This is a genomic window from Flagellimonas marina, assembly GCF_042651185.1.
Classification (GTDB): Bacteria; Bacteroidota; Bacteroidia; order Flavobacteriales; family Flavobacteriaceae; genus Flagellimonas; species Flagellimonas marina.
In genome coordinates this window covers 441142-458539 of sequence record NZ_JBHSCL010000002.1, presented here as the reverse complement: position 1 = coordinate 458539, position 17398 = coordinate 441142, and the positions used below count along the sequence as shown (strand labels likewise).

The following is a 17398-nucleotide window of genomic DNA, read 5'->3' as shown; positions in this document are numbered from 1 at the left end:
TTAACCCCTGGAATTGTCTAATTTTGTGCGCCATGTCGAACTTAAAATACATTATAGCCTTGCTATTTTCGACTTTTAGTCTAAATAGCTGCGGGGATATACTTAGAGATGATATTTCGACATTGGAATCAGTGGCCCAACTAAGCGCCGATGAGTTGATTTCAGCTCTTGAGAACAATGAAAATTTTAATAGGGAGAAGATTTTATCGGTTAAAGGGACCTTGGTGGAAACTAATACAAGAAATGACCATATCAACTTTTTAATCAAAGGAAATTCTAACCAGAACCACTACATTATTTGTGAAATGAACCATTCTTTCGACGAACAGGGCAAAGATTTTACACCAGGAGATACAGTTATCATAAAAGGCGTTTTAAAGGGGTATCTCAATGATGCGGTCTTATTGAATTGTGTTCTTGAAAACCCTGACAAAAAATGAACAGATTGTTACTTCTTTTGTTTGTGGGAATGCTGTGCGTCCAGACAAACAATGCTCAAAAGATTATTGGAAGGCAGGGTCAGGTGTCTTTTTTTTCATATACTTCAGTTGAAAACATTAAAGCCCAAAATAATCAAGTCTCCAGTATCATAGACTTAACTAATTCCAAGATAGCCGTAAGCATGCTCATGAGTGCCTTTGTTTTTGAAAAGGCTTTGATGCGAGAGCATTTCAATGAAAGTTATATCGAAACTGATATTTACCCGAAGGCTACCTTTGAAGGGGAAATCTTGGACTTTGTACCCAATGCAGATGAACCACAGGTGAGAATCATAAAAGGGGTTTTTACGATGCACGGCGTCTCGGAGCAGTTGGAAATCAAAACGAAAATTGAACCAAAAGGGGATTATTTGATCCTTTCAGGATCTTTTGAAACTTTGGTTGAATCGTATAATATCAATATTCCTCCTTTGTTGGCAGGTAATATAGCCAAGACAATTACTGTAGATTTTAACATTGAACATGAGCCATATGTCGAAAATTAATCTGGTAATCCTGTTAGTTGCGTTTTGTGGTCTACATAGCATGCACGCACAAGATTTGTTATCTATTTTGGATGATGAAAGCCAAGACGCCCAATACGTTCCCGCTACCTTTAAGATGACCCGAATCGCATTTGGACATTCAACTGAGGTAAGGCCCAAGAATGTTCTTGAAGTTTTTGTAGCAAACCGATTTTGGAATTTGCCATCGGACCGGTCCCAAAGTTTTGTTGCGGATAGAATGAGTACACGGTTTGCACTTGAATATTCACTTTCTGACCGGCTTACGTTTGGAATGGGGGCCACAACATTTGATGGACTTTTTGACAGTTTTTTGAAATATAGAATTGCCCTTCAACAAAAGGGTGGGGGCTGGCCTTTCACTGTAACGCTCTTTCAAAATGCCAGTTATGATAGTAGTCCGATTGCCAATCAGGCCATTGCCGATGATTTTCCGGATAGACTCTCCTTTACGTCCCAAATGTTGATTTCAAGACGGATTTCGAAGAATTTTTCCTTGCAAGTATCCCCGACCTTGGTCAACCGCAGTTTAGGATTGACTGACGATGACCCTGAACTCATTTTTGCACTTGGTGCTGGCGCGCGGTATAAATTGGGGGGGCATTTGAGTATAGTATCGGAATACTATCATGTGTTCAATGCCGTGGAAAGTACACAGACTTTCGCCCCGGTCGCTCTTGGTGTAAATTGGGAGCTGGGAGATCTAATGCTTCAATTTATGTTGACCAACTCCTTCTTTATGGTCGAGGATTCATTTATCACGGGGACACGAAATAACTTCAATTTTAGAAACCCCAACTTAAACTTTGGTTTTAATGCCACTTATGTCATACATTTTAAGAACAAACTGAATAAATAATGATTCCCCACTGGGTTGAAAAAACGGAGCTTCTTTTTTGAGTACTGCCTATATGTTCGATGCACATTTTTAGGAACCGTTTCTGATTAAAATGCGGCTAACATTGTGAATCCAACTAGGTGGGTAATGTTTTTTGTCATTAAAAACCAGTCGGCAAACTTTACTATTTTCTGATTGTTAGGATTTGGCATACAGCCCATTAATTTCTCATAAACTTCGATGTAAGCTACCGGTATGAATTAATTCCATTGCACTAAGTCACTTTCCCAAATTTTATCCACGATATTTCAATTGTTCGAGGAATTGCACATACCATTCTGGTTTAAAAACTATGGTATAAAATCTTTGGTGTGGTATGTAGTGCAAAAAACGGGCATAGTATACCACCTTCGGCGGGTCAAACTGAGCCACCGGCGGCGGACCAAAGTGAGCATAGTGGGGCGGATGAAAGTGAGCCACTAAAAAGATCGATTCTATTTGAGTGTTGCGATGGTTTCTTTTTAAAAAAGACCATGGCGAACAAACAGATAGATATGCGCAAGGCAAAAAGGATTTACAAATTGTACGGCGAGGGGGCCAGCAAGCGACGCATCAGCAAGGAACTGGGCATCTCCCGCAACACGGTGGCCAAGTACATCGAGTTCTTCAAGCGTTACAGGTTGACGCCCTACGAGGTCTCGGAGATGACCCTTGAGGAGATACAAAGGCTCTTCAAGGCCGACCAAAAGCCAAAGAGCGAACAACTCAGGACCCTTGAACGGTACTTCCCCTATTTTGACAGGGAGCTCCGCAAAACGGGAGTCACCCGCCAGTTGCTGTGGGAGGAGTATTATGCGAAGCATCCCGACGGGTTCAAGCTCTCACAGTTCAGGTACTGGTACCGTGAATGGACCAAGGAGACCTCCCCTGTGATGCACTTCACCCACAAGGCGGGCGACAAGCTCTTCATCGATTTTACGGGCAAAAAACTCCACATAACGGACAAGTATACGGGTGAGATCCAAGAGCTTGAGGTATACCTGTGCGTACTGGGCAGCAGCCAGTATACCTACGTGGAGGCCTGTCGGAGCCAAAAACTGTCGGACTTCATGCGATGTACCGAGAACGCACTGTGGTTCTATGGCGGTGTCCCCCGTGCCCTAGTGACCGACAACCTGAAGTCCGCCGTCACCAAGAGCAGCCGCTATGAGCCGAAGGTCAACGAGACCTTTGCCGATTTTGCGGAGCATTACGAGACCGCCGTGCTGCCCACAAGGGCCTACAGGCCAAGGGACAAGGCCATCGTGGAGAACGCGGTGCGAATTGTCTACACCAGGGTGTTCGCCCCCTTGCGCAACAGTACCTTCCACAGTGTGGGCGAGATCAACAGGGCCATCCTGGAACTGCTAAAGGCGCACAACAATGTTTCCTTCAGGGGAAGGGAATACTCACGGGGTTCCCTGTTCAGGGAAGTGGAAGTGCCGGAGCTCGGCCCCCTTCCCCTAAAAAGATATGAGATAAGGTCTTATGCAAAGGGCACGGTCCACAAGAACAGCCATATCTATCTTGGCAGGGACAGGCACTACTACAGTGTTCCCTACAGGCACATCGGCAAGCAGGTGAAGATCGTCTACACGGACAGCTTCGTGGAGATATACCACAGGCACGAACGTTTGGCCGTCCATGAAAGGAAGCGGCAACGCTACGGCTATACCACCGCAGCGGAACATATGCCCTCCCACCACAGGTTCGTCAGCGAATGGAGCAGTGAGAAGTTCATCTCCTGGGCCGCGCACATCGGAGAGAACTGCAAGGGGTATATCATCGGGATACTCGACAAGAAGCAACATCCGGAGCAATCCTATAAGTCCTGCATGGGCATACTGCACCTGGCCAAGAAGGTCGGCAACCAACGGCTCGACAATGCCTGCAGACGGGCATCGGACTATGGGGCCTATAATTACAGCATGGTGGAGCGGATTCTGAAAAAAGGGTGGGACACCCTGGAGGACGACCCGGAGGATACCTCCGAGGTCCCGGACCACGATAACATCAGGGGAGGAAACTACTATAAATGACAAACATTAAAACAGACAAGATGAACACAAAGACATTGGAACAGATGAAACAGCTCAGGCTCCACGGGATGCTCAGGGCCTTTGGAACCAGCCTCTCGCCAGAGAGCATGAACTATACCAACGATGAACTGGTGGCCTATCTGGTACAGTCCGAATGGGACGATAGGCACAACCGCAAGATCGAGCGCCTGACAAAGGCCGCAAGATTCAGGTACGGTGCCGTTATCGAGGCCATCGATTACGGCCCCGGAAGGAACATCGACAGGAACAGGATACAACGCTACGCCTCCTGTGGATTTATACGCAAGGGTGAAAATATGCTCATTACCGGGAGCACCGGGGTCGGCAAGAGCTATCTGGCCTCGGCCATCGGGCACCAGGCCTGCTCAATGGGATACAGGACCATGTACTTCAACACAGCCAAGCTCTTCACCCTGCTCAAAACCTCAAAGGCGGACGGGTCCTATCTAAAATTCATCGGAAAGCTTGAAAAACAGGACCTGCTCATACTGGATGACTTTGGCCTAAAACCATTGGACAACATCAACAGGCACTCATTGATGGAGATCATAGAGGACAGGCACGGCAAAAGGTCCACCATTATAGCCTCACAACTGCCCGTGGAGGCATGGCACGATGTCATCGGTGAAAAAACGATCGCTGACGCCATCCTTGACCGGCTGGTGCATTCGGCTCACAGGGTGGACATAAAAGGGGAATCAATGAGGAAAAAAATTAAAAATAAACGTTAACTTCAACACCAAAATGAGTCGATCTCGTGCACTTGATTTGCACTGCTCACTTTCATCCGCCGCAGGTGGTATACATTGACCGCCCTATCCATTTTAAGCGGTAAATCCTTTTTTTGGTACTTGTGTACTATGTAATCGGAGATATGTGATTTGGCAGCTTTATACCGTTGAAGTGTTCCTGCAGAATATTCCTTGCCTACCAAACTTTCCATTTCATCATTGTGATCTTGGAATATTTCCAAGATCAGGTACTGTTTCTGGCCCTTTCCCAAAAAGACGTTCTTTACGGTTTCAGCATCCACATATTCTTCGTTGCGAACCAACTCGTCATAGATGGTTACACACTTGTTTTTCAATGTGTCAAAAAATCGGTTCAGTACCAGTATTTTTGGGGTTTTCCCGCGCAATCGACCAGTGTTGGTATCCCACTTTAAAGGGTCGACTTGTTTGCCCGTACTGAACTCTGCACGCTTGCTGTCCAATGTGATACGGGCATAGATGGGCACTAATTTATTACTACTGGATTTTCTTTTTTTAGGGTAAAAAATGACGTTGATCGTAGAGAACATGGCAAAAGGTTTTGTTTTAACACTTTGAAGGTACAAAAAGAGGTCTTAAATAAATGTTAACAAATCCTTGCAATAAATTGCAAAACAGCTAATTATAGCGATGGCGGTGAGCATATTTTTGAAGATGAAATACGCACCGAATTGCTCACCTTTTATATGGTGTTTTTTGCTATTTTTTGGTGCCAATGGAAATAAAAAAAAGCCTGTAAACATTTCATTTACAGGCTTTTGCATAAATTTGGAAATATTCCAAGCGGTCTGGACGGGACTCGAACCCGCGACCCCCTGCGTGACAGGCAGGTATTCTAACCAACTGAACTACCAGACCAATGATTTTATCTTTACCAGACTCTGGCAACAGCCAGATTCAAATCTTGTTCATTTGCTTTTTTAAAGCGAGTGCAAATATACATTCTCATTTCGGATTCGGCAAAACATTTTTTAAAATAAATGGCTAAACAAATTTCTGCCGTTCAATCATAAATGTATTCAGCACTTGTGAGAAATTTTGCCGCACGTCTACACCTACATATTTAATTCGGTATTGGGCACATTTTAACTGTAAACTCTCTTTATATTCCTTCACTTTTTTGGAGTAGGCTTTTTTAATGTTGTCTGCATATAAATCAATATGTTCGCCAGTCTCTACATCCACATAACGCTTAGGAGTGTTTTCAAACTCAAAGCCAAGCTCATGTTTCTCATCCAGCAGATGAAAAAGAACCACCGCATGTTTGTTGTATTTTAAATGACGTAGGGCATCAAAAAGTTTTGCTTCTTCTGTTTCAGTTTGGAACATGTCCGAAAACAGAAAAATCAAACTCCGACGATGAATTTTTTCGGCAATTTGATGTAAAAAGGTATACGTCTTTGTGGTCTGTGATGTGCTTTTGGTTTCCGAGACCTCATTCAGTTTGGAGTACAACATCTGAAAATGACGCTCGCTATTCTTTTCACTTGAATAAAAATTGTATGTATCCGAATAAATGCTCAATCCCACCGCATCTCGCTGTTTTTTTAGGATTTGCATCAAAGCGGCAATGGACAAAACGCCAAATCCAATTTTGTTGAGGTTGTCAATGGACAGGTTTTTCACCTCGGGATAGTACATGGAAGCCGAATTGTCCAAAATCATGTGACACCGTAAGTTGGTCTCGTCCTCATAACGTTTTGTGTACAATCGGTCCGTTTTAGCATACAGTTTCCAATCGATGTGTTTGGTACTTTCCCCGGGATTGTAAATTTTATGCTCTGCAAATTCAGCGGAAAACCCATGGAACGGACTTTTATGGATACCACTGATAAAACCTTCCACAATCTGATTGGCCAATAGCTCCAGATTCTGGAAAAGTTGCGCTTTATGAAGTTCTGACCGAATATCCATTCAAGGCTTCAAGATAAAACAAAAAAGGTTTGGCGATTGCCAAACCTTTTTTAAAATCGGTATTCAAACGATGTTATAGAGCAGCCTCTATTGCATCGGTATAAACTTTTTTGGGAGATACACCTACTTGACGGTTTACAATCTCGCCATTTTTAAAGACCAATACGGTAGGAATGTTACGTACACCATATTTAGCGGCAAACTGCTGATTTGCATCAACATCTACTTTTCCTACCACGGCTTTTCCTTCGTATTCTTGGCTTACTTCCTCAATGATCGGACCAACCATTCTACAGGGTCCGCACCATGCGGCCCAAAAATCTACTACGACGGGCTTGTCGCTTTTTAAAACTACTTCGTCAAAAGTTGCATCTGTTATTTCTAGTGCCATCTTATTTATTTTAATATTCGCAAAGTTAGTCAAATATTGCCCATGTACCTTACGCACAGGACATTCGTTTTAGTTATTGCGCTATTAATTTTAATTATATGGGTTAATTTAGCTTGTAATGGATTTCATTTGCTTCCAAAGCCGATAATAATTCACTACTGATTTTCACCTTCTGTTTTCGGCTGGAGAGCTTGAGCTTTATCTCATCCTCCATCTCATACACCACAAAATTGAGCGGATGCTCTCCTTTGTATGAGCGTAATGTATCTTTTAAAGTCTGAATACGTTGCTCTTGCAAACGAGCTACATCGAGTTTTATGGTCAGTTTTCGGGCGTAGGCATCCATCACATCCTGAAGCTGCTTAAAATCGTTGAACTGTAATCGGGGTTCTCCCTTTTTTCCGGTTTCTCGATTGACCCAACCCTCGCGTACAAAAGCTTTGACATACACAAAGGAATTGATCATCAAGAAATGTCGGAATTTGAGGTATTCCTCTCCAAAAATTCGGAATTCATGGGAATCGGTGTAGTCTTCCAGGGTAAAGAGCCCCCATCCTTTTCCATTTTTGGAAATGCGATGCTGCACATCGGTAATGACGCCTGCAACTGAAAGCTCCCGGTTCACGTAGGGTTCCAAATCTGTAAAGGCCGAAACACTGGTATTGCAGAACGCAGTGATCTCTTTTTTGAAATCATCCAAAGGATGCCCTGAAATATAAATCCCCACTACTTCTTTTTCACGGCGGAGTTTCTCCATGGTGCCCCAATCCTCGCAAGGTGGAACAATAGGCTCTGGAATCTGCACTTCACTGGCATCTCCAAAGAGACTTACTTGGGATGAATTTTCATTTTCCTGAAACTTCGCTCCGTATTTAATGGCCTTTTCCAAAAAGGTGATATCATCTCCATCATGATGAAAATATTGGGCACGATGCGTATCGGTAAACGAGTCGAAACCTCCAGCGAGGGCCAGATTCTCAAATGCTTTTTTGTTGGCAGCTCGTAAATCCACCCGTTTGGCCAAATCAAAAACGGATTTGTACGGACCGTCCTTCTTTCGGTTTTCCACAATGGTCTCCACCGCAGACCGACCAACGCCTTTAATCGCTCCCATGCCAAAACGCACCGCATTGTCCTTGTTCACCGCAAACTTGTAGTACGATTCATTGACGTCTGGACCAAGTACTTCCAAGCCCATGCGCTTGCATTCCTCCATAAAAAACGTCACCTGTTTAATGTCGTTCATATTGTTGGAGAGCACAGCCGCCATATATTCGGCAGGGTAGTGGGCCTTTAAATAGGCGGTCTGGTAAGCTATATAGGCGTAACAAGTGGAGTGACTTTTGTTGAAGGCATAGGATGCAAAAGCTTCCCAGTCCTTCCAGATTTTCTCTAGCACATCTCTGGGATGTCCATTCTTTTCACCACCATCCAAGAACTGAGGTTTCAATTTTTGAAGGAGGGCAAAAATCTTTTTCCCCATCGCTTTTCGTAGCACATCCGCATCACCTTTGGAGAACCCGGCCAATTTCTGGGAAAGCAACATCACCTGCTCTTGATAGACCGTAATCCCATAGGTTTCCTGAAGGTATTCCTCCATATCTGGTAGGTCATAGGTGATTTCCTCCTCGCCGTGTTTCCGAGCAATAAAGCTGGGGATGTATTCCATCGGTCCCGGACGGTACAGCGCATTCATTGCGATGAGGTCATCAAAAACCGTAGGTTTCAGGTTTTTCATGTGCTTTTGCATCCCGGGCGATTCGTACTGGAATATCCCTACCGTATCCCCACGTTGGAAAAGCTCATAGGTTTTTTCATCATCCAATGGAAAATCATCGGGCACCAAATCTATTCCGGTTCGGGCCTTGACAATTTTCACGGTATCCTTGATGAGGGTCAGGGTCTTTAATCCTAGGAAATCCATCTTTAGGAGCCCGGCACTTTCCACCACGGAATTGTCAAACTGGGTCACATATAGATCAGAATCTTTAGCGACCGATACGGGGACAAAGTTGGTGATATCATCTGGAGTGATGATGACACCACAAGCGTGGATCCCCGTGTTTCGTAAAGAGCCTTCCAAAACCCGGGCCATTTTTACGGTCTGCCCTTCGAGGTCATCTCCTTCGGAGATGTTCAGCAGTTCATTGACTTTTTCCAATTCGTCGGAACGGAATTTTTTTCGCAAATCAGCTTCATCGACCCCAAAAATCTTGTTCAGTTTGGACATATTGGGGATGAGCTTGGCTATACGGTCAGCATCACTCAACGGCAAATCCAGTACCCGGGCTGTATCTCGGATAGAGGATTTGGCCGCCATGGTACCGTACGTAATGATCTGTGCTACCTGATTGGCTCCATATTTATTGATTACGTAATCCATAACCCTACTTCGACCTTCGTCATCAAAGTCAATATCAATATCGGGCATGGATACCCTATCCGGATTCAGGAAACGCTCAAAAAGAAGATCGTATTTCAGCGGGTCAATGTTGGTAATGCCCAAACAGTAGGCCACCACAGAACCAGCCGCCGAACCCCGACCGGGACCAACAGAAACGTCCATGTTTCGGGCTTCACGGATAAAATCCTCAACAATCAAAAAATACCCAGGGTAGCCCGAGTTTTTGATGGTCTCCAACTCAAAATCTATTCGTTCGCTAATCTCAGGGGTGATTTCGCCGTAACGTTTTTTGGCCCCTTCGTAAGTAATGTGTCGCAAATAGGCATTCTCACCACGTTTGCCCCCATCTTCGTCATCTTCCTTGACCTTGAATTCATCGGGAATGGTAAACTTGGGCAGGAGAATATCACTGGCGAGATCATACGGCTCAATTTTGTCGATGATTTCCTTGATGTTGAGAATGGCTTCGGGAACATCTTTAAAGAGTTCCTTCATCTCATCCGAAGACTTAAAGTAATATTCTTGGTTGGGTAATCCATATCGGTACCCCCGACCTCGACCTATGGGTGTGGCTTGCTTCTCCCCATCTTTTACACAGAGCAGAATGTCGTGGGCCTCAGCATCTTTTTTATCACAATAATAGGTGTTATTGGTGGCGACCAACTTAACATCATGGTCCTTGGCCATTTGTAGCAACACCTGATTTACCCGGTCTTCATCCTCTTGACCGTGGCGCATCATTTCTATGTAAAGGTCATCCCCAAACTGCTCTTTCCACCACAAAAGGGCTTCTTCGGCCTGTTTTTCGCCAACGTTCAAAATTTTGCTGGGCACTTCACCATATAGGTTCCCAGTTAAGGCGATGACATCTTCTTTGTATTGCTCCACCACTTTTTTGTCGATACGGGGCACGTAGTAGAACCCATTGGTATAGGCAATGGATGACATTTTGGCCAAGTTGCGGTACCCGTTTTTGTTTTTGGCCAACAATACAATTTGATGGCCGTAGTCTTTTACATTTTTATTGGTATGATCCTCACAGACGAAAAATTCACAGCCAACGATGGGGATAATTTCTTTTTCGGTGGGTTGCTCTCCTTTTTCTTCTAGCTCGGCATTTTTTTCCTTGACCGATTTATTGTGGTTCATGACCTCTTTCACAAAGTGAAAGGCACCCATCATGTTGGCGTGGTCGGTCAACGCAACGGCTGGCATGCCATTTTGGGCCGTGGCCTTTACCAAATCCTTGATGTTGATGGTGGACTGCAGTACCGAAAATTGAGAATGGTTGTGCAAATGCGCAAAAGGAGCATCCTCTAGCGTCTCAATATTTTCTTGAATCTCTTTTTCTGAGATTTCTTCCGTGTCTTGGGTCCAAAGCGCATCGGCAATCTTCTTGGATGCTTCTTTGAGATTGATGTGCTTTAAACCGATTAGCTGGATTTCTTGCGGATTGGCTTCTGTAAAGCGTTCAAAATAATCCGGTTGTACATCCAGTTGCTCTTTGGTAAACTGTTTTTTTCGAACCAGTTCCAAGAAACAACGGGTGGTCGCCTCCACATCCGCGGTGGCATTGTGTGCTTCGGCAAAGGTTTCGCCAAATAAGAATTCGTGCAGTTCGGTGAGGGTGGGAAGTTTGAATTTTCCACCACGCCCTCCGGGAATTTTACAAAGTTCTGCCGTATGTTCCGTACAGGTGTCAAGCACGGGAAGTTCCTCCAAAGAATTTTCAATGCCTTTTCGATGGAATTCACAACCCATAATATTCACATCGAACCCTACATTTTGACCGACCACAAACTTGGTGCGTTCCAACGCACTTTTAAACGCATACAAGACATTTTCCAGGGATTCTCCTTCTTGTTCTGCCAAAGCTGTGGAAATACCGTGGATTTGTTCAGCTTCATAAGGCACATTGAACCCTTCTGGACGTACCAAAAAATCTTTTTGTTCCACCAAATTACCGAGTTCATCATGCAATTGCCAAGCTATCTGAACACATCTTGGCCAGTTGTCCGTATCGGTAATGGGAGCATCCCATCGCTTGGGAAGTCCAGTGGTTTCCGTATCAAAGATTAAGTACATAGATTCAATTGTGGGTCAAAAAATGCAATGGATAAAAATACAGAAGAAGCCCGTGTTGGAAAAATGGAGTTGTAAAGACTTATCAACTAAAAAAAGCCGGGAATTTCCCGACTTTTCTTGTTTTGTTTAGAACCTTCTTTTTAGGATATCGCGGCTTCAAAAATGTTAGCGGTCTCCAAGGTTTTCCTGATTGCGTTTCTGTGACGCATTAACATGCTCTCGGTAGAAGGTGGCAGTACAAAATCCTTATCCTGCAAAATATCGTTGTAAGTAGCAATGGCTTCTTTCTCACCTCTGTGCACTTCCTCTAGCATAGCTTCTTCGGTATTTGAAGAAAATAATGCTTTAAAGTCAATCCAAGAGCGGTGTAAGGTTCCTTTGGTACTTCCGCCTTTATCGGGCGCTTGTCCAAAAGAAAGAATTTCCGCCTTCAATTCTTTTCCAAAATTATAGCGCTGGTCTGCACTTTTTTTGAAAAATTCTTTAATGGTTTTGTTATCTACCTTTTCTGCTGCTTGTGTAAAACCTTTTTCAGCGTCGTAGGTTCTTTCTAATAGTTCGTTTAATTTGTTCGACATTTCTACGGTATACTTCATAGTTTCATCATCATTTTTAGGTTATTGGCTGTCGACTTTCGACAACGTCTATCTATAAGATACAGGTAATCGACGCAATTCCAAATGTTTACGAGGGTTTAGTATGAGTTTAACGGGATTGGCGACTTTTGTTAAATTGGTTTAACTTTTTTGTTTGTTGATAGCTGTGCAATAAACAAATAAATGTATATTTGCACCCGCTAAAACAAAAAGCGAAACAAAGAATTAATAATCAGGGTCGGGCACCCTACAAATTAATGTGATATGCCAGTTAGAATTAGACTTCAAAGACACGGTAAAAAAGGTAAGCCATTTTATTGGGTGGTTGCCGCAGATTCCAGAGCAAAAAGAGACGGTAAATTTTTGGAGAAATTGGGAATCTACAATCCCAACACAAACCCTGCCACCATTGAATTGGATGTGGACAGTTCCGTTAGATGGATGCAAAATGGTGCGCAACCTACAGATACAGCAAGAGCTATTCTTTCCTACAAGGGAGTTTTGTTGAAACACCATCTAATGGGTGGAGTTGCCAAAGGCGCTCTTACCGAAGAGCAAGTTGAGGAGAAATTTAAAGCTTGGTTGGATGAAAAAGAAGCTGCTATCCAAGCCAAAAAAGATGGTTTGAGCAAAGCAGATGCAGAAGCCAGAGCCAAAGCCTTGGAAGCTGAGAAAGAAGCCAACGAAAAAAGAATCGCCGCCGCCGCTCCTGTTGAGGAAGAAGTAGCTGAAGAAGCTCCTGCAGAGGAATCCGCCGAAGCCGCTGCTACTGAAGAAGCTCCTGCTGAGGAAACGGTAGCCGAAGCCGAAGAGGCTCCTGCCGCTGAAGAAGCTTCAAAAGAAGAAGAGTAAGAGTACAGACAATGCGCAAGGAAGATTGCTTCTACCTGGGCAAAGTCGTATCAAAATACAGTTTTAAGGGTGAGGTGTTGGTGAAATTGGACACCGACGAACCCGAAATCTACGAAAACATGGAATCAGTTTTTGTTTCATTGGGAAACAATCTGGTTCCATTTTTTATTGACCGCTGCCGACTCCATAAATCCGCATTGCTGCGTATAGATTTTGAGGAGGTGAAGGATGAAGCCTCCGCGGATAAAATCATCGGTTCCGAATTGTACCTACCCCTTTCCCTATTGCCCAAATTGAGTGGGGACAAATTTTACTTTCACGAAGTAATTGGGTTTACCATCATGGATGAGGTGCATGGGGATATTGGAATCATACAATCCGTCAACGATAGTGCCTCGCAAGACCTTTTTGAGGTTAAAAAAGATGGAAAAGAACTTTTAATTCCAGTTAGCGACGATATCATCACAAAGGTGGACCGTAAAAACAAGACCATCCATGTAAAAACCCCCGAAGGCTTGGTGGACCTCTACCTTAATTCCTAGCATAGTATTTTAAAACCTATATTTAGGGAAAATATTTAGGTTGTCCTATGCGCATCTCTCTCTTTTTTCTATTAACTATTAGCTTGATTTCTTGTGGTGAAAAGAAATCCGAACCCGTTAATCCCGACCGCCCACCAAACATTGTGCTCATTTTTACGGATGACCAGGGCTATCAAGATGTGGGCGTATTTGGTTCGCCCAATATTAAAACGCCCCATCTGGACCAAATGGCATCCGATGGTCTAAAATTGATCAGTTATTATGCCGCACAAGCGGTATGTTCGGCTTCAAGAGCTGGAATTTTAACAGGTTGCTATCCCAACCGCATTGGTATTCACAATGCTTTGGGGCCAGACAATACCCATGGCATCAATGCCTCTGAAACCACCATAGCCGAAATGTTGAAGGAAAAGGGATACGCAACCGCCATTTATGGGAAATGGCATTTGGGACATCACGATAAATTTTTGCCGACACGGCATGGGTTTGACGAATGGTTTGGTATTCCGTATTCCAATGACATGTGGCCCAACCACCCCCAACAGGGAACTATTTTTAATTTTCCAGATTTACCGATGTATGAAAATGAAACGGTGATTGATACGTTGACTGAACAATCCCAATTGACCACCCAAATCACAGAGCGTAGCGTGGATTTCATCCAAAGAAACAAGGACAATCCTTTCTTTTTGTACGTGCCCCACCCGCAACCCCATGTACCCTTGTTTGTATCGGATAAATTCAAGGGAAAATCGGAGCGGGGATTGTACGGCGATGTGATTATGGAGATTGATTGGTCGGTCGGACAAATCATGCAAGCGCTAAAAGATAATGGACTGGAAGAAAACACCATGGTTATTTTTACTTCGGATAATGGTCCATGGTTATCATATGGAAATCATGCCGGAAGCGCCCTGCCCCTTCGAGAAGGAAAAGGTACCGCATGGGAAGGGGGGCAGCGTGAGCCCTGCATCATTAAATACCCTAAAAAACTCAAGGCAGGAGGTGTCATTGATGTGCCGATGATGGCCATCGATATTTTGCCTACTATTGCAGAGATTACCGATTCGGAATTGCCGGAAACCACCATCGATGGGAAAAGCGTATGGAGCATTCTCACAGGTGAGCGTACCACCCCCGTCCAAGACGCTTACTTTTTTTATTATCGGGTAAACGAACTCTTTGGGGTCCGCTTCGGAAAATGGAAGTTGTATTTTCCACATACCTACCGAACCATGGATGGTCAAGAACCGGGTAAAGATGGAAAGCCTGGCCAGTATCGAATGGTGGATTTGGAAGAAATTGAATTGTATGACTTGGTGAACGACGTTAGCGAGACAAAAAATGTTGCTGAGGAAAATCCTGATGTAGTGGCCCAAATAAAAGTATATGCCAATACCATGAGGCAACGTTTGGGCGATTCACTTTTGGGCATTGAGGGTACGGAAACAAGAGAACCGGGAAGATTGGATGAGTAAAATAATTCAACCTTATCTTCTTTGATTGAATTGAACTTGTTGGTTTATATTTGATTTAATCCTCAACCTCCAAATAACAAATTCCAAAAATTAATGGAAAAAGTGTATGATTTGGAAGAGAGAACCTATTTGTTTGCAAAATCCTGTCGCTCACTAATAAAAGAACTTCCTAAGACTATTTCGAATATTCAGGATGGAAAACAATTGGTGCGTTCTTCCGGTTCTGTTGGAGCAAATTATATAGAGGCGAACGAAAAGTTAGGAGACAAGGATTTGATTTTCCGATTGAAGATTGCTAGAAAAGAAGCCAAGGAAGCCAAGTATTGGTTGCGACTCCTAAAAGATCATAATAAAAGTTTTGAAAGAGACTTAGAAAAGTTGATCTGCGAAGCTGATGAGTTGCGAAAAATTTTGTCTGCCATCATTTATAAGATTCAATAGTTGTTTTGGAATTTGGAATTTAATCATTGACATTTGTGAAAAACACCTTTCGTTTTAAGCAGTTCACCATTCACCAAGATCAGTGCGCCATGAAAGTAGGTACGGATGGAGTTTTGTTGGGAGCATGGGTATCCCTCGAAAGCCAACCCAATGCCGTTTTAGATATTGGTGCAGGAACTGGATTGATTGCACTGCAATTGGCCCAAAGGTCAAATGCTGAACTTATTGATGCCATTGAACTAGACGAATCTGCATATGAGCAATGTGTGACCAATTTTGAGGCTTCGCCTTGGGCAGACCGACTGTTCTGTTACCATGCCGGTTTTGATGAGTTTGTGGATGAAATGGATGAAAAATATGACCTGATTGTTTCCAATCCGCCGTTCTATGCCGAAGCTGTTTCCAGTGGGGATGTTTCTCGTGATCAGGCAAGACAAAATAGTTCCCTTCCTTTTGAGGAGTTAGTGGAAGGGGTGTCAACACTTCTGAATGAAAACGGGATTTTCGCTGTGATTATTCCAAATAAAGAGGAATTCAATTTCATCCAGCTTGCTGCCAAATCTGGCTTGTATCCCAATCGAATTACTAGGGTGAAAGGCAATCCGGCCTCGGAAATAAAACGAAGTTTGTTGGAATTTAAGTTTTCCAAAGTTGAACCAATCATCAAAGTATTGGTCATCGAGAAAGAGCGGCATCAATTTACCCAGGATTATATTGAACTGACCCAAGATTTTTATTTAAAAATGTAACAATACCAAGATGTAATGTTATATTTCGTCATTATATTTACTCAAAATTTTTCTGCATGAAACCCGATTTGTTTGAAGCCCCAGACTATTATAATCTTGATGATTTATTATCCGATGAGCATAAGCTGGTCCGTGATGCGGCCCGTCAGTGGGTAAAGCGCGATATTTCACCCATCATTGAGGAATATGCGCAAAAAGCAGAATTTCCTAAGCAAATCATTGGTGGATTGGCAGAAATTGGCGCTTTTGGCCCCTATATTCCAGAGGAATATGGAGGTGCCGGCTTGGACCAAATCAGTTACGGACTGATCATGCAGGAAATCGAGCGCGGGGATAGTGGTGTGCGTTCTACGGCATCGGTGCAATCTTCTTTGGTAATGTATCCCATTTTTGCCTATGGTACCGAAGAGCAACGAAAAAAATACCTGCCCAAGTTGGCCACAGGGGAGTGGATGGGCTGTTTTGGGTTAACGGAGCCCAATCACGGTTCCAATCCAGGGGGCATGGAAACCAAGTTTAGGGATGCAGGCGATCATTATATTCTAAATGGAGCCAAACTCTGGATTTCCAACTCACCATTTGCCGATGTAGCTGTTGTTTGGGCCAAAAATGAAGAAGGTAGAATTCATGGTTTGATAGTGGAGCGTGGCATGGAAGGATTTTCTACCCCAGAGACACACAACAAATGGTCATTGCGAGCTTCGGCTACAGGAGAGTTGATTTTTGACAATGTAAAAGTGCCCAAAGAAAATTTATTGCCCAATAAAAGTGGATTGGGTGCGCCACTGGGTTGTTTGGATTCGGCCCGTTACGGCATTGCATGGGGAGCTATTGGCGCTGCCATGGATTGTTATGATACTGCGCTACGCTATGCCAAAGAGCGTATTCAGTTTGGAAAACCCATCGCTGCTTACCAGCTTCAACAAAAGAAATTAGCCGAAATGATTACCGAAATAACGAAGGCGCAATTGTTGGCTTTCCGTTTAGGGCAGTTAAAAAATGAAGGAAAAGCCACCACGGCCCAAATCTCAATGGCCAAAAGGAATAATGTTGATATGGCCTTAAAAATTGCTCGTGAAGCGCGCCAAGTGTTGGGTGGAATGGGCATTACTGGCGAGTACAGCATTATGCGCCACATGATGAACCTGGAAAGTGTGATCACCTACGAAGGTACCCATGATATCCACTTGCTGATCACAGGGGCGGATATTACTGGGATTCCAGCTTTTAAATAGT

16 protein-coding genes and 1 tRNA gene are annotated in these 17398 nt (G+C 43.7%); 11 read left to right on the top strand and 6 right to left on the bottom strand.

Annotation, left to right across the window (positions count from 1 at the left end; translation table 11 throughout):
• Positions 1–32 precede the first annotated feature (32 nt).
• The 5 genes from ACFOWS_RS02205 to istB all read left to right on the top strand — a co-directional run bounded on the left by ACFOWS_RS02205 (position 33) and on the right by istB (position 4671).
• A complete protein-coding gene (locus ACFOWS_RS02205) occupies positions 33–440 on the top strand; it encodes an OB-fold protein (protein WP_379762300.1) in 408 nt (135 codons plus the stop codon).
• Positions 437–985, top strand: coding sequence for a YceI family protein (locus tag ACFOWS_RS02200; RefSeq protein WP_379762299.1), 549 nt, complete (start codon positions 437–439; stop codon positions 983–985). The genes ACFOWS_RS02205 and ACFOWS_RS02200 overlap by 4 nt, the downstream gene beginning before the upstream one ends.
• Positions 986–1025: 40 nt before the next feature.
• Positions 1026–1862 (top strand): DUF5777 family beta-barrel protein, encoded by an 837-nt coding sequence (locus ACFOWS_RS02195; protein ID WP_379762298.1) that lies wholly within the window; start codon positions 1026–1028, stop codon positions 1860–1862.
• 512 nt (positions 1863–2374) lie between these two features.
• Positions 2375–3919, top strand: a complete 1545-nt coding sequence (istA, locus tag ACFOWS_RS02190) for an IS21 family transposase (protein ID WP_379762297.1) — start codon at positions 2375–2377, stop codon at positions 3917–3919.
• A 20-nt stretch (positions 3920–3939) separates the two neighbouring features.
• On the top strand, positions 3940–4671 hold the full coding sequence (istB, locus tag ACFOWS_RS02185; protein WP_379762296.1) for an IS21-like element helper ATPase IstB: 732 nt from the start codon (positions 3940–3942) through the stop codon (positions 4669–4671).
• Positions 4672–4673: 2 nt separating this feature from the next.
• On the opposite strand, the gene ACFOWS_RS02180 is transcribed toward istB, so the two are convergent.
• The 6 genes from ACFOWS_RS02180 to ACFOWS_RS02155 all read right to left on the bottom strand — a co-directional run bounded on the left by ACFOWS_RS02180 (position 4674) and on the right by ACFOWS_RS02155 (position 12100).
• On the bottom strand, positions 4674–5240 hold the full coding sequence (locus tag ACFOWS_RS02180; protein ID WP_379762295.1) for an Arm DNA-binding domain-containing protein: 567 nt from the start codon (positions 5238–5240) through the stop codon (positions 4674–4676).
• Positions 5241–5494: 254 nt separating this feature from the next.
• Positions 5495–5568 (bottom strand) — tRNA-Asp (locus ACFOWS_RS02175).
• Between the two features lie 126 nt (positions 5569–5694).
• Positions 5695–6624, bottom strand: a complete 930-nt coding sequence (locus ACFOWS_RS02170; protein WP_379762294.1) for a DUF58 domain-containing protein — start codon at positions 6622–6624, stop codon at positions 5695–5697.
• Positions 6625–6697: 73 nt separating this feature from the next.
• On the bottom strand, positions 6698–7015 hold the full coding sequence (gene trxA, locus ACFOWS_RS02165) for a thioredoxin (RefSeq protein WP_036382186.1): 318 nt from the start codon (positions 7013–7015) through the stop codon (positions 6698–6700).
• A gap of 103 nt (positions 7016–7118) precedes the next feature.
• Positions 7119–11504: a DNA polymerase III subunit alpha gene (gene dnaE, locus ACFOWS_RS02160; RefSeq protein ID WP_379762292.1), complete on the bottom strand. Its 4386-nt coding sequence runs from the start codon at positions 11502–11504 to the stop codon at positions 7119–7121.
• A 140-nt stretch (positions 11505–11644) separates the two neighbouring features.
• Positions 11645–12100, bottom strand: a complete 456-nt coding sequence (locus tag ACFOWS_RS02155; RefSeq protein WP_379762290.1) for a ferritin-like domain-containing protein — start codon at positions 12098–12100, stop codon at positions 11645–11647.
• 264 nt (positions 12101–12364) lie between these two features.
• Between ACFOWS_RS02155 and ACFOWS_RS02150 the strand changes: the two genes are divergently transcribed.
• The 6 genes from ACFOWS_RS02150 to ACFOWS_RS02125 all read left to right on the top strand — a co-directional run bounded on the left by ACFOWS_RS02150 (position 12365) and on the right by ACFOWS_RS02125 (position 17397).
• Positions 12365–12952, top strand: a complete 588-nt coding sequence (locus tag ACFOWS_RS02150; RefSeq protein ID WP_379762288.1) for a 30S ribosomal protein S16 — start codon at positions 12365–12367, stop codon at positions 12950–12952.
• Positions 12953–12963: 11 nt separating this feature from the next.
• Positions 12964–13494, top strand: coding sequence for a ribosome maturation factor RimM (gene rimM / locus ACFOWS_RS02145; protein ID WP_379762287.1), 531 nt, complete (start codon positions 12964–12966; stop codon positions 13492–13494).
• A 47-nt stretch (positions 13495–13541) separates the two neighbouring features.
• Positions 13542–14972, top strand: a complete 1431-nt coding sequence (locus ACFOWS_RS02140) for a sulfatase family protein (RefSeq protein ID WP_379762285.1) — start codon at positions 13542–13544, stop codon at positions 14970–14972.
• Positions 14973–15065: 93 nt separating this feature from the next.
• On the top strand, positions 15066–15413 hold the full coding sequence (locus tag ACFOWS_RS02135) for a four helix bundle protein (RefSeq protein ID WP_379762284.1): 348 nt from the start codon (positions 15066–15068) through the stop codon (positions 15411–15413).
• 35 nt (positions 15414–15448) lie between these two features.
• The gene (locus ACFOWS_RS02130; protein WP_379762283.1) at positions 15449–16162 is read left to right on the top strand and encodes a tRNA1(Val) (adenine(37)-N6)-methyltransferase; all 714 of its coding nucleotides are present in this window, start codon (positions 15449–15451) and stop codon (positions 16160–16162) included.
• Between the two features lie 56 nt (positions 16163–16218).
• Positions 16219–17397 (top strand): acyl-CoA dehydrogenase family protein, encoded by a 1179-nt coding sequence (locus ACFOWS_RS02125; RefSeq protein ID WP_366586915.1) that lies wholly within the window; start codon positions 16219–16221, stop codon positions 17395–17397.
• Position 17398 lies beyond the last annotated feature (1 nt).